Source organism: Dorea sp. AM13-35 (assembly GCF_003473885.1).
GTDB classification, from domain to species: Bacteria; Bacillota; Clostridia; order Lachnospirales; family Lachnospiraceae; genus Dorea_D; species Dorea_D hominis.
On sequence record NZ_QUCZ01000002.1, the window covers coordinates 1 to 13,217 of the forward strand.

The window sequence follows — 13,217 nt, forward strand, 5'->3', positions numbered from 1 at the left end:
CAGGTGGCTCTCAAAGTCCGGACAGGTGGCTCAGAGAGCCCCGGAATAATCACGATATTTGAAATGTTCCAAGATGGAATAATAACTGAGTAAATTCTATCATAAAAGAAAATACTGCTACAACTTTTGTGGCTTCCCAAACGGTCTTTCCAAATCTAATATTCTCAGATTCATCAAGTAATTCTTTTTGAAATGCCCACAAACAATTGCTTGACATCATAATTTTGATCCTTAATAACCAGTTTATTTCCATATTTAGCAATAGACTTATTATATTCCAGCACTTCATTTTGTGAGAATTTACTCACTATAAATTTGCCTGTCTCACCTCTGCCATATCCAATAGCCAACGTCGGAGTTGCAACAAATATGATATCCTTTAAACCATCTGCTCTGTCTCTTGTAAAAGATGGAACATCTGATGTAATAAAGGGATTCGTATCGTTCGTCATCAAGAAAACTGGAGCCACTCTTTGCATAAATGCGCTCTCTATAGTTTTCATCTTTCCACTGTCTGACTGCAGATAATCAACAAATGCTTTTATTATTGATGCGTGCTTCATCTGATCATACGCAGTGACATCATCTTCATATGTTCTATCTGCTTCTGGGATTATTACATTTTTCAGTTCGTCTGTGAATGGTATAAAATCATAAATAGAGTTAAATATTTCGTTACCAGCAATGCTTCTCCAGTTATAAATCATGCAGTATTTCATTAGAGTATTCAATTCGTCTTGAGTCACACTGCTACTTGTCGAAGTGTTTCTATTCGCATACGCCTGCTTTATCTTATTTTCTACTGATTGAATAAATTCTCCCCAATTATTTTCATATGTGTGTGCCCATTCAGTTTCGACAAAGGTCCATCTTGAATTATTAAAATATTCCTTCAGATGTCTTTTTTCATCTTCTGTAAACTCTATTCCAGAAGAATCTTTTATCTCCCATTTATCGAAGTCGTAAAAATATTGATTAAGTAATTCTGGACTATTCAAATTCTTACCATCACATACCACATTAACCTGCAGTATGTCATCGTATATCTCATGAAGTGCCTCGTCTGGCATATATGAAAACCCTGCTTTAATGTCATGAAACCCGTTTTTTGCCATTATCTCCTTGGTAGAAAAGGATCTTAAAGTCCAATCCGAATTTTCCGGGTTGGATTCACAATAACCCACACTCTTATCAAACAACCAGACTTTCGGATCATTACCGCTATTATGTTTCCACGCTTTCATGTAACATCTTGGAATAAGATGCTGATTCATTGCTACATCACTATGTGTTTTTGGGGCTGGTATAATAGCCATAACCTTTTCCTTCTGACATTCTAGTTTTTCTCACACTTAGCCGATCATAAGATCGTTGCCTGCTGCTCACCACGAAGAGGTGTGTGATTATTACGAGCAATGTAGGGAGCTACCGCTCCCTGTATATCACAATTTCATCCAGTTTTATAGACGCTTTCTTGCCTTCATCAACGCACAGTACATCAATCCGCCTAGCACTCCGCCGACTGTGTTGTAGAAGATGTCCGATAGCTGGAATGTACCCAAGCGAAGCAATAATTGTAGCACCTCAATGCTTATCGAAAAAATGAACGCTACCTTTCCGCTATACCACAGTATCCTCTTCCAGCTACTGCCCACTTTCTCTTGAAATGTCCATATAACCATGCTGGTGAACGGCACCATCATGATCACGTTCTCAATGCACTCAGTTGTAAGTTTCTGCTCGCCGTTCACGGTCTCCCAGATGCCCCAGCCACCCATGACATTTGACAAAGGATTTAGCCACAGGTTCCGATTCAGCAGCGTTCGGAACAAGATCATCGATGTCACGAAAACCAGTAAGAACATCTTCCGAAAGAACACGCTCTCTTTAAATTTCTGATACCAAGTCACTATGGCGCTCTTCCATCCTTTGCCTGCTGCGGTAGGTTCATACGCATACAGATAGAAAAACATGGCAAAAAAGGAAAGAAGAAGCGAAAAGCCAAACGGCTCATATAGCGCAGTCAGGATGTTTGTGAGGATCTTCCCAAATAAATCAATCGTTTCTTTCATCATTGTTTAGAGATCACTGAACAAGTCAGCCTTGTACACGCCGTTTTCCAGCATCTTCTTGAAGCTGTCCTTTACAGCTGCGACATCCTCATGATATGTCATACCATACCAAGTGTCATTGGTTCTCAGAACCTTTACAGACATCTTTCCCTGCTCCAGCAGTTCACCGATAAAGATGGGAATCAGATATTCTGCTTTCAGAGGATTACCCGGGACCTCTTTCTTAAAAAACTCCTTAAAGCCATCTTCCAGCACATCCAAAAACTCCGGTGTCAAGCCCCACATATTCATGGAAACAAGAGAATTCACATCAACAGCTACGCCATCTGTTTCTGCCCCAGTTGCGGTCTTTACAATGTTCTTGGTTTCCACAACCTCAGTCAAATTATTCTGCTCATCCATCTTGCAGATGCCACGGGTCACGCCACCGTTATCAGACAGCGTGTTCTTCAGCACAAAGCCAGCCATGCAGGACTTTCCACCATTCACCAGATACTCATGTACGGCTTTGAAACCTTCCTTGCCGTAGTAATCGTCCGCATTGATGACGATAAACGGAGTCTTGATGACCTTCTTCGCTGCAAGCACAGCCTGACCGGTTCCCCACGGCTTTGTGCGACCTGCTGGAAGTTTTCCCGGAATATCGTCAATGTCCTGAAAAGCGTAATCCACAGTTACATTATGAGAAGAGCAAATGGAGGCAATGCGATCACCGATGACCTCTTTGAACTCCTTCTCGATATCCTTGCGGATGATAAATACCATGTGGTTAAAGCCTGCTTCAATGGCATCATGGATTGAGTAGTCCATGATGATGTGATTAGAAGCATCGACCGGCTCCAATTGCTTGATTCCTGTTCCGAAGCGGCTGCCGATACCGGCAGCCATAATAAGTAATGTTGTGTTCATCACTTTTCCTCCTTTATTATCTAAACTATAAACTTTCTTTTTCTCCCAGCCACTTTTAATGCCTTAACATTGCTTTTAATCTTTGTTTCACAGGTGACAAAACTCTTCTTATTTTTTCAAGCATCTTCATTGATCCGTATTTTTTTAAACAATACTCGAATCCTTTTTCAGCAATCAGCCTTTGAAAATCTTCATAGTGAACTGGTTTAGGTGAGGGACTATTTAAATTTTTCTGATTAATATCATTTAACGAACATTCGATTATATCAAATTCATTTTTTACTGTTTCAAATATTTTCTTTCCCTTTTCGGAATTTATGATAACAGATGATACGCCCAATTTATCCTCAAATGCCTCATTTACATTTTTCAGATTCCAAAAATCTCCAATTGTTATGTCTCCTTGTCGTTCCATACTTGAGAATCTACATGCATAACAAGAATCTCTTAATATATAATTATTGGTAAATAAACGATAAAAATTATCCACCCATATAGGAGCATGGTATATTCGTCCATTTTTAAATTTAATATATATTTCTTGATTTCTCCACCCATACACTTTCTCTCGAAATTTAAGTTCTATTATTTGAGAAGAATACAGCTTTTCTTTTCCCTTTAAAAATGCGTTTAATAATTCACTACTTGGTACACCATGACAAATTAAATCCAACGTATATAAATTATCATATTCTTTTCTCAAATATTTCTTCAAACCAGCTACCTCACATGGCGTACCTGTAAACAACACCTCTTTTCCTTCCTTCAGATCTTTCTGTACCATACAAAAAATCGAATGTTTATCACTTTGTACATATTTAGAGCCTTGAAATTTCCGAGCATCTTCAATCGTTGTCGCTCTTCCATGTTTTACTTGAAAATCATTGTTCATCTCCACGCCATACACAACGCCATCATTGTTCAAAATATATTTTGCAACTTCTGCAAATACTCCACCTGAACTACTTTTTGCTCGTTCATGCTCATCTTTATTTTTTACTCCATAAGCTATTTTTTCAAACTTCTTATTCTTTTCTTTATCTTTTAATGGACAAACCTTTTCGCATAATCCGCAATTAACGCATGAATCTTTTCTAATTTCAGGATACAAATATCCCTTTTCATCATGTTTCATATAAATTGCATGTTTAGGACAAATATTCAAACATGCTGAACATCCACAACAGTCCTCTTTATTTATGTATAACTTTTCCATCTTATTTTCCTTTCATATTTCTCAATCTTATAAGTATCGTTCTAAAATTGTCTCTTGCAAATATAATATGAAAAATACAAATAAAAACTAAACTATAAGTTCCAACACAGATTGCGTAAAAAAGCCATGTAATAAGACTTGTTGGCGTAAACTTTATTAGCATTGGTGCCGTAACATATATTACTATAATCATTAAAATTGCAGTACAAATATTTAACAAAGTACTTTTTCTAGTCATATGTGTTACCATTTTGGGTATAAAAAAGTACAAATCAATACAACGATATAAATTAGATAAGCAGGAAGCTAACATGATTCCAGCTAATCCCCATTTTATTCCAAAGCAAATACCTCCTATCAATAAAATAGCTGCTTGAACCGTACTTTGAACTCTTGTTTCCTTATATAACCCCGCCGCTATCACCAACATTCCTTGAGGTGTTTTTAGATTGTATAAGATTCCATTAGCTACAAATAAAATAGCAAGTGTAAGATTTGTATATTGAATATCATCAACTCCACTTGTATAGGCCCCTACAAACGGTAGGATTGTAACTAATGTAATAGAATATATAACGCTAACCATAAAATAATAAAGATATTCGAAATCACTATATGCCTTTTGAAATGCTGTCTTATCTTTCTTAACAATTAATTCCCCAAAACCTGCTGAGACACCCGTAGAAAATACAGACATTACTCCATTAATCCCAGCCATCACCATATTATAAACTGAATAAACACTTACCATTTTAAGAGATGAAAAAATGGTTGTCATAACTGCTGGAGATGCATTTTGTACAGTTTGAACTATCTGTAAATATAACGCACTCCATCTCTTATCCATCGCACCATAATCAGGTTCCACGTCATAACATATAAAGTGGTAATTAGTTTTAACATACACATACAATATTAATGTTCTCACAAATATTGATAACAATGCAATAATTCTCAACAAGACAATATTAATATGCATTATTGATAAGGCCACGACAATGATAGTATTTAAAACTGTATACACAATCGAAGCCAATGAAATTACATATGTCCTTTGATCAGCAGTAAGCAATGCTCTGTATTTTGCCAAAGTAAAAAATTCTAACGAGCCATTAACTCCCAACACAAGAACTAAAGCGAAAATACTAGTTTGATCTAAAACAGTTGAATCTGTAATAAAAGGATAACATATAGCCAAGATTACAACCAAACCTACAAAAATGAATCCTGATTTCACATAAAAGTGCTTCGCAGCAACTATTATCCGGTTGATCCTATTGTAGTCTTTCTCTGCGATAGGTTTGTACAAAGAATAAACCGCTGCACTTGACAAACCAGCCTCTACTAGATTGAAGTAACTAATAAACTGTAGAATAGATGATATCAAGCCATTAATTTCAGATCCATATGCTGTCAACATAAATCTAGGCGTTATAAACCCTGCAATCATTGTTACGACCTGTAATAATGCTGTCGTAACCGAATTCAATATAAATTTTTTTGAGCGTCCCATATTTTACCTTGCCTTTATTCCTAACATTCCCATAATATAGTATATTTTTTGTTTAATTCCGTTTTCCCCAACTACTTTTAATTTGTTATAATAACCCTTTACTTCACTTTTCATTCCGTATTCATTTGCCAATCGGAGATAAAAACGATTAAAGTGTACAAATACTTTTCGAGTGTATATATTCTGATCATTGACATCACATATATTCTTTATAAGATCATATAATGTATTTTCATGTTCTTGAAATCTTCGGATTGTTTTTTCATAATTATTATTATCTTTATTAGAATGACTGTTTTTATGTAGAATATACTTATATAATGTTTTATCAATGTATCCAATTTTTTTTTCGTGATATGCTACTGGCAATAAAATCTGATAATTCTGCCCAATTCGGCTCTCATTTATATGTCTACTTGGCACATACTTAAAAAATATATCTGTTCTCATAATATAGATACCCGGACAAAATACAACATTTTTACTGAATAATAAATCTTCAAAAAAATTATCTTTTTCAGGTTTAATTCTTTGTAAACGCTTTATAACATTTCCACTCTCATCTACATAATCAGCCCAAGACATTGCCAATGGAATATCTGGATGTTGTTCCATGTATTTCACCTTTTCGCTAATATTGTTTCGATACAATTCGTCATCTGAATCTGGCCAAATAAAGTATTTTCCTTGAATATATGGAAAGCCCAAATTCATAGCCTTTGCTTGTCCACCATTCTCCTGCTTTAAATACACAAAACGAATGTTTCTTTCTTCGAATTTCTCCTTATACTTATAGACAATATTTTCAGTTCTATCAGTTGAGCCATCATTAATAAAAATCACTTCATAATTTTCATAATCCTGTTCCAAAATTGAGATAAAAAATGCATCTAAATATTTTTCAGAATTATATGACGGAGTAATAATACTCACTAACGGTTCCACTTTAACACCTCCACTCAAATCTAAAACTTCCATTTAATAGTTCTTTTACTGACCATATAAGAAGAATCCGCTACTTTTATATTTGAAACCAACAGAATAATAATAATCAAAACAATTAGCTGGCATGGATAATATAATGTATTTCCAGTAAAACTATAGACTCCAAACAAAATAATCCAATAAATCAAAAGTATATTCCAAAAAACGGGCTTTTCTTTAACTACAGATATTATCTTGAACAGCATCAAGATAATAAGTAATGTCATTAATAGAAAACCAACGATTCCGGTTTCTGCCAAAAGCTGAATATATACATTATGTGCCTGATAATTCCAACGTTCTCCATAATATCGAAATCCTCGATAAAAAGCATAATCATTAAACGATAAAAACCCTTTTCCAAACAATGGGTTTTGCCGAAACATTTCCATTGCATAATTCCAAAACACTTCTCTACCCGAAAGTACGTCTCCTTCACTATTCACAATGCGATCGATGATTAAAGACGCACCAGGAACCAGTACATATGCACCTATAATAAATATAGTAATTCCTAAACCAACACCTGCCAATTTTATAAATTTATTGTTTTTAGAAAAAAGTATAACATAAATCAGCAAAACTGCTATTGGTATAATAAAAAGCGTCCTTTTTCCCGTCATCATTAGAGCTACCATTACAATAAGACTCTGAATAATATATTTATATGATTTATGACAGATATATTCTGCAAAAATCATCCCTAGTCCTAGATTGCAGATAAATGCTGCATATGCCTTTTCAAAAGCGAGACCTGCGATTGCTCCGCCTGATGTAAGCGCACGCATAGTTTCATCTCCGAATGATACAAACCCAAACAATCTATGAAAAATATCCGGCGATGCTGCTTCTAAAAACATAGAAAAAATAAATATCCAAAATAGAACCCTGAAGATTTTCAATAAATAGCGATAAAATATTCCTGAAAATCTAAAAAGGACAATACTTATGCCCGAAATAAAGTATATACTATAATCTATAGATCCATCAGAGCTAGAAAACCAAATCCAACCAACAAATAGAATTGAAACAAATGCAACATATAGACCTATAAACTTATTCAATTTTACTGTATAATCTTTTTTTGAAATGAACAATCCAAAACACAAAACGATTATAAACAGCGATAGGTATTTTGTGTACATCATCAACTTGTTATTGGTAGAAAAAATAACCAGATTAATAAGTAAAGCAATTATTATTTCTAATGTTTTAGTACCAGTTAAATTAGAATGACCTTCCATCTTCATTCAAAACCCTCTCAAAATACTGATTTGTTTTTATATATTGTTTTCTGATCTGATCATCGGCAAAATTAAAATCTCTACTAACATTTAATCTACAATCCTCTAATGTTTTCACCTTACATTCATCTAACCCTGTTAAACATAACAAAGATTCGACTCTATCATTAGGCTTAAAATCTTTTTGTAATGCTTCCACATAAAAATCTTTATGAAAAATAACAGAGAAGGCTGTTCCATGGAATGAATTAGTCACAACATAGTCAGCATATTTTATATATCCCAAAAACTCTTCTACTGATGCCGAATACACTCCTTTTATATCCGGAGTTTTCATTTGATCTACTACATCAAAATTCAACGCCACAATTTTTCTGCCCGTTAATTTAGATAATTTTCTTGCAAAGTCAAAAATCAAATTCGAAGTATTCAATTTGTAAATTAATATATAATTCTTAAGTTTAGGTTTCTTTGCAAGTTTTTCCCATTCTTCTGCGGTCAATAAAAAGACTGGATCCACAGATAATTCCGAATCTTTTCCGGTTAGTTTTTTTACAATCTGTTGTCCTGCATTTTCACGGATAGATAATTCAGAAAAAGTTGATAGCAAACTTTTATAATCATTTACATAGCTGTCTGGAATCTCCTTCATACCAAACGAAGCAGCATAGGAAAGTTTGTTATCACAATTTTTTACAAATTGTAAAAAATATGTTTTATCGAAATCTGTACATGCAAAATTGAAAACCTGATCGCTTCCTGTTATAAACTTATCGTAGCGAAGATTCGCCTTATCTATATTAAACTTATCATAAACTTCTGTACTTATTCGGACATTTTGATCCAAAAATCTGTAAAATTCTCTTTTTTTCTTATATGTGTTTTTAAAATTCAACATTCCTCTAATAATCTGTTTTACAGACTTGTCCTTTATTGTGAATGTTTTATAAAAATTTTCCATATGTTCACATCGATAATCTATAACCTCTGCATCATAGTTAGAAACATTTAAAAATTTCTGTAATGCATATGTTTGCAAAACTGCCCCATAATTAATTGCTCTGTGAAACGTAATAATTCCTATTCTCATAAATATCCCTCTATAAATCAATTTATTTTAGATAGTATCTCAAAAACTCGTATCAATTTCCATTTAAGCGAATAATATACAACAATATTTTTCAAATTTGTCGGCTGATATAAGTCAATAACACTCATTATCTCCTGATCATTCAAAAGTATTCTATAAAAGTCTTTAGCATTTCTCGTTTTAGAAATCTTATTTATATTGAATCTCAAGGTAAAAAAAGTTCGATTAATTATTCTTCGTTTCAAATTATAGTCTTTCAAAACATCTCCAAACAGTATGCAAACTTCATTATATAAATTTACAATTCTTTTTAAGACGGATACATCAATTCGATGCGTAAACGAAGTGTCATTAACACGGTATAAATATACAGCTTCAGTGCAAAAGGCTATTTTTTTAGCATGTGTCATAAACATCAGCTTAAATAACAAATCTTCAGAATAAACATCTCGTTCGGAAAAAAATTGTATACCCTCATTTTCAATTATATCTCTTTTGAAAATGCTATCCCATACCGCAATACATCCAGAGTATCCATCTTTCTCTTCGTAAGAAATCATATCAGCCATTGCAGCCTTAATTTCTTTGCAGCCAATTAAAACTTTATCATTTAGTGGATGTTCCTTTATGATCTTTCCATCATGCATATCAACTATTCTACAAGAAACCATATCTGCATTTGTTTCAATCGCTCTTTGATACAGTTTTTCAAGCATATTCTCCTTATACTGATCATCCGAATCTAAGAATGCAATATATTCACCTGTAGATTTTTTTATACCAAAATTTCTTTCTAAACCTTGCCCCACATTTTTATTAGTATATAATTGAATCCTATTATCTCTTTTTTTATATTTTTCACATATCAGAAAAGAATTATCTGTTGAACCATCATCGATTAATAATAGTTCAATATCTCGCAACGTTTGATTCAATACGGACTCAATACATTGCTCCAGATAAAGTTCCGCATTATATATTGGTACAATTACACTAATTTTTGGTCTCATTCATCATTCTCCATACACTATCACAAATTCTAGTTTCTTTTAATGTCATCATATTCTTCTTTTTAATTTGATTCTGGTATCAAATAATTATTTTATATTCTTCTCGTCACTTGATGTAATTAAATAATCATAAAAGTTATGTCCGTGTTTAATATCAGCATCTAATTTATATGTCAACTTATGAATACCTGTAAGTTTTTTGATCCAATTCCATTTCTCTTCTGAATAATCATCAGCTAAAACCTTAATAAGATACTCGCTATAATCACTGTTCATATATGGAATTGCTTTCTCAACTTCCGGATTGCTTTTTACCACCAAAGTGATAATCAAATTTGGCGGCAGATACTCAATTACATGTTCGTTTTTGAGCCAATATGCGAAAGCAACATTTCTTATTTCTCGAATTGTTTTGTTTCCTTTTTTTGCATGAAGAAACCATGCAGGATATAGCACAGGATTATCTATCAACAGCAGTGAATTTCGTACTGCAAAAAAATCGCTATTTAAAATCATATCTGGAATAGGATCTGTAAGATATACCGTTGAATCAATCCATGTTCCACCATAATGTTCCAGTAATGCAAATCTCATCAGATCCGCATACCCCGCCATCGGAATCTGTCCAGCATCCTTTTTCTTTTCAATGTAATCTGGCAATCGAATGTAATTTGCAAGATTTTGATCATTCAGCAAAATGATTTTTGAATTGGAATGTTTACATACAGATTCATAGCACTTCTGAACAATGATCGGTGCCTGTTCAATACCTTTGTTCCAATAAATCCAGATCGGATTCTCTACATCATTTTGGGGAAAGCTAAGCCCCTCAACATCTGTGTCTTTATACTTTAAATATGGTTTTATCTTGGTAGAAGCTCGTTCCTGCCACAATACCTTCCGCACCTCATAATCCTTGACAAGATGCAATTTGATAAACATAAATGCCCCTCGTTTGACGGCATTCACAATTCCATATCTTTGAATAAAGCCTTTCATGCCAATATTTTGATAGTAGTCATTCAGCATAATAATTTAATTGTCTCCCTTTATCTTGCAGAAACTACTATTCAAAAGGCTCATAGATTCCGCACCAGATAATGGTAAACTGTTTCCTCCTTATCAATTGATGGTTCTAATTTATAGGTTAGTTTATGTATCCCAGTAAGCCGCTTAATCCAATTAAATTTTTCCTCTGTAAACCTATCTCCTAATACTCTAACCAGATATTCGCTGTAGTCACTATTCAAATAAGGCATCTTTTTCTCAACCTCTGGTGATGACCTCATTATTTGTGTGATTACAATATTTGAAAACAGATATTCTGGTACATGATTATTTCGTTTCCAGTAGGCAAACAGAACATTACGAATCTCACAAATCGTTCTATTATGTTGCTTGGCGTGGATGAACCAGACCGGATACAATACGGGATTATCAATTTCGCCGAGTGAATTGTGAAACACAAAAAAATCACTATTTAATATTTCCTGTGGGATTTCATCTGTTAGCAGTATTGTTGCATCCATCCATGTCCCACCATAATGCTCCAATAATGCTACACGCATTAAATCTGTATAAATCGCTAATGGAAGGACTCCGCTTTTTAATTTCTCATTCAGATAATCCGGCATATTTATATAGTTCTGCACATTGTTTTCTGTAAGCAAAACAACTTGTCTGCCGGCATATTTTTTTACAGATTGATAGCACGTCCTTACTATCTCAGGTGCCTGCTCCAACCCTGTATTCCAGAATAACCAAATAGGTTCATCTACTTGTGTTTCTGGGAACGTAAGCTTTTCAGGAGCAATATCTCTGAACTTCAGATATTTTTTACAAACCGCTGTGCCACCCCCCGATTGCCAAAGCAGTTTTCTCAGCTCATAATCTTTGACAATATGAAGCTGGTTACGAAGAAATTTGTTCCGCATTCTTTTCTCCTCGATATATTTTCATCAGTTTTATATAGTAGCTCTCTGTCGTTTCATAATTCACCTGACTACAATTCTTTGTATATCTTTCCAATACATCTTGTGTTCGAAGAACTTTCTTTATCGCCTTCATAAGTTCTTCCACATTACCTGCTTCAAACAATTCTCCGGTTTCACCAGGCTCAATTAATTCGGGGATACCTCCCATTTTAGATCCAACAACAGGCGTACCCAAAAGTACCGACTCCATAACAGAGTACGGGCAGTTTTCATACCATTCAGACGGGCAAACACTGATTGCTGCCTCAGCAATAATGCGATAGAGTTCTTCTCCAGTCTTAAATCCCAGATACTTCACATTGGGAATATCCTTCATTTTATCAACCGACGGGCCATAGCCAATAAACACAAATTCTGTATTTGGCATCTTCTTGGCTACTTCAAGCAACGTATCTGTTCCTTTGTCTCGCGACAGATGTCCAAACTCTAATACATAACCCTTTTTTTGAATGTTATCCAAGTGCGGCATCTCTTTTTTGAAATTATGCAACCCGATGGTTTTATCACGGAATCTTTTCTGCGTGTCCAACTTTGATTTAAGAAAATAACTACAGCAAATATAGACATCCACATATGAGTATGCTTTACTATATTTCCACATATATCCATCCAGTGTTCCAAGAAGACTTTTTGCTCTGGAATTTTTCAAGCATTTAGTTTGAAGGCAATGAATATAATGACCATCCAAGCATCGTTCACACGGCTTCATGTTCACATCGAACATTCCATGGCTGGGACAAACAAGCTGATAGTCATGTGTCGTGTAAACAATCTTACATTCTTTTTTTGTTTCTTTACGCCATTTGTTAATTTCCAAAATAATAGAAGGGGTCAGATGATACTGTATATTATTGAGATGTACTACATCTGGCTGAAAATCATCTAAAACCGCACGAATTTTTTTACGCGCTTCTCTTGAGTAGATAATACGAAAAGGTGCATTTAAATTTGCCTTTATTCCTTGAGAGAAATCCATATTCGTCACATATGATCCTACTCGATTTCCTACTATATTTTTTTCATTTTCAAGACCAAAGTACTGGACTTCATGCCCATGTTCTTCTAACATTTTTCCCACATCGAATGTATACGTTTCCGCTCCACCCTTGGGAAATATAAATTTATTTACAAGTAAAATCCGCATATTTTAATTTCCTTTTCTGTGAGTTTGCTTTATTTCGTATT

Annotated in this window: 12 protein-coding genes; all 12 read right to left on the minus strand. The window is 34.1% G+C overall.

What is annotated here, in order from left to right; translation table 11 throughout:
* Positions 1-173: 173 nt before the first annotated feature.
* The 12 genes from DW152_RS02925 to DW152_RS02980 all read right to left on the minus strand — a co-directional run bounded on the left by DW152_RS02925 (position 174) and on the right by DW152_RS02980 (position 13,176).
* Positions 174-1,316, minus strand: coding sequence for a DUF4238 domain-containing protein (locus DW152_RS02925; RefSeq protein WP_117536841.1), 1,143 nt, complete (start codon positions 1,314-1,316; stop codon positions 174-176).
* Between the two features lie 144 nt (positions 1,317-1,460).
* The gene (locus DW152_RS02930; RefSeq protein ID WP_330411763.1) at positions 1,461-2,075 is read right to left on the minus strand and encodes a VanZ family protein; all 615 of its coding nucleotides are present in this window, start codon (positions 2,073-2,075) and stop codon (positions 1,461-1,463) included.
* Between the two features lie 3 nt (positions 2,076-2,078).
* Positions 2,079-2,981, minus strand: coding sequence for a sugar phosphate nucleotidyltransferase (locus DW152_RS02935; protein WP_117536842.1), 903 nt, complete (start codon positions 2,979-2,981; stop codon positions 2,079-2,081).
* 55 nt (positions 2,982-3,036) lie between these two features.
* Positions 3,037-4,197 (minus strand): Coenzyme F420 hydrogenase/dehydrogenase, beta subunit C-terminal domain, encoded by a 1,161-nt coding sequence (locus DW152_RS02940; protein WP_117536843.1) that lies wholly within the window; start codon positions 4,195-4,197, stop codon positions 3,037-3,039.
* A 1-nt stretch (position 4,198) separates the two neighbouring features.
* On the minus strand, positions 4,199-5,710 hold the full coding sequence (locus DW152_RS02945; protein ID WP_117536844.1) for a lipopolysaccharide biosynthesis protein: 1,512 nt from the start codon (positions 5,708-5,710) through the stop codon (positions 4,199-4,201).
* Positions 5,711-5,713: 3 nt separating this feature from the next.
* Entirely contained in the window at positions 5,714-6,688 is a 975-nt protein-coding gene (locus DW152_RS02950) for a glycosyltransferase family A protein (RefSeq protein ID WP_242992878.1), read from the minus strand.
* The gene (locus DW152_RS02955) at positions 6,676-7,944 is read right to left on the minus strand and encodes an O-antigen ligase family protein (protein WP_117536845.1); all 1,269 of its coding nucleotides are present in this window, start codon (positions 7,942-7,944) and stop codon (positions 6,676-6,678) included. Before DW152_RS02955 ends, DW152_RS02950 begins: the two co-directional genes overlap by 13 nt.
* Positions 7,922-9,028 carry a polysaccharide pyruvyl transferase family protein gene (locus DW152_RS02960; protein ID WP_117536846.1) on the minus strand — a complete coding sequence of 369 codons (1,107 nt, stop codon included), beginning with the start codon at positions 9,026-9,028 and terminating at the stop codon, positions 7,922-7,924. Before DW152_RS02960 ends, DW152_RS02955 begins: the two co-directional genes overlap by 23 nt.
* 17 nt (positions 9,029-9,045) lie before the next feature.
* A complete protein-coding gene (locus DW152_RS02965; RefSeq protein WP_117536847.1) occupies positions 9,046-10,038 on the minus strand; it encodes a glycosyltransferase family 2 protein in 993 nt (330 codons plus the stop codon).
* An 87-nt stretch (positions 10,039-10,125) separates the two neighbouring features.
* On the minus strand, positions 10,126-11,067 hold the full coding sequence (locus DW152_RS02970) for a capsular polysaccharide synthesis protein (RefSeq protein ID WP_117536848.1): 942 nt from the start codon (positions 11,065-11,067) through the stop codon (positions 10,126-10,128).
* Positions 11,068-11,117: 50 nt separating this feature from the next.
* Entirely contained in the window at positions 11,118-11,972 is an 855-nt protein-coding gene (locus DW152_RS02975; RefSeq protein ID WP_117536849.1) for a capsular polysaccharide synthesis protein, read from the minus strand.
* Positions 11,950-13,176 carry a glycosyltransferase gene (locus DW152_RS02980; RefSeq protein WP_117536850.1) on the minus strand — a complete coding sequence of 409 codons (1,227 nt, stop codon included), beginning with the start codon at positions 13,174-13,176 and terminating at the stop codon, positions 11,950-11,952. The genes DW152_RS02975 and DW152_RS02980 overlap by 23 nt, the downstream gene beginning before the upstream one ends.
* Positions 13,177-13,217 lie beyond the last annotated feature (41 nt).

Coding starts and splice junctions, on each gene's coding strand:
- DW152_RS02925 (WP_117536841.1), bottom strand. CDS start 1,316: ATGGCTATTATACCAGCCCCAAAAACACATAGTGATGTAGCAATGAAT.
- DW152_RS02930 (WP_330411763.1), bottom strand. CDS start 2,075: ATGATGAAAGAAACGATTGATTTATTTGGGAAGATCCTCACAAACATC.
- DW152_RS02935 (WP_117536842.1), bottom strand. CDS start 2,981: ATGAACACAACATTACTTATTATGGCTGCCGGTATCGGCAGCCGCTTC.
- DW152_RS02940 (WP_117536843.1), bottom strand. CDS start 4,197: ATGGAAAAGTTATACATAAATAAAGAGGACTGTTGTGGATGTTCAGCA.
- DW152_RS02945 (WP_117536844.1), bottom strand. CDS start 5,710: ATGGGACGCTCAAAAAAATTTATATTGAATTCGGTTACGACAGCATTA.
- DW152_RS02950 (WP_242992878.1), bottom strand. CDS start 6,688: ATGGAAGTTTTAGATTTGAGTGGAGGTGTTAAAGTGGAACCGTTAGTG.
- DW152_RS02955 (WP_117536845.1), bottom strand. CDS start 7,944: ATGAAGATGGAAGGTCATTCTAATTTAACTGGTACTAAAACATTAGAA.
- DW152_RS02960 (WP_117536846.1), bottom strand. CDS start 9,028: ATGAGAATAGGAATTATTACGTTTCACAGAGCAATTAATTATGGGGCA.
- DW152_RS02965 (WP_117536847.1), bottom strand. CDS start 10,038: ATGAGACCAAAAATTAGTGTAATTGTACCAATATATAATGCGGAACTT.
- DW152_RS02970 (WP_117536848.1), bottom strand. CDS start 11,067: ATGCTGAATGACTACTATCAAAATATTGGCATGAAAGGCTTTATTCAA.
- DW152_RS02975 (WP_117536849.1), bottom strand. CDS start 11,972: ATGCGGAACAAATTTCTTCGTAACCAGCTTCATATTGTCAAAGATTAT.
- DW152_RS02980 (WP_117536850.1), bottom strand. CDS start 13,176: ATGCGGATTTTACTTGTAAATAAATTTATATTTCCCAAGGGTGGAGCG.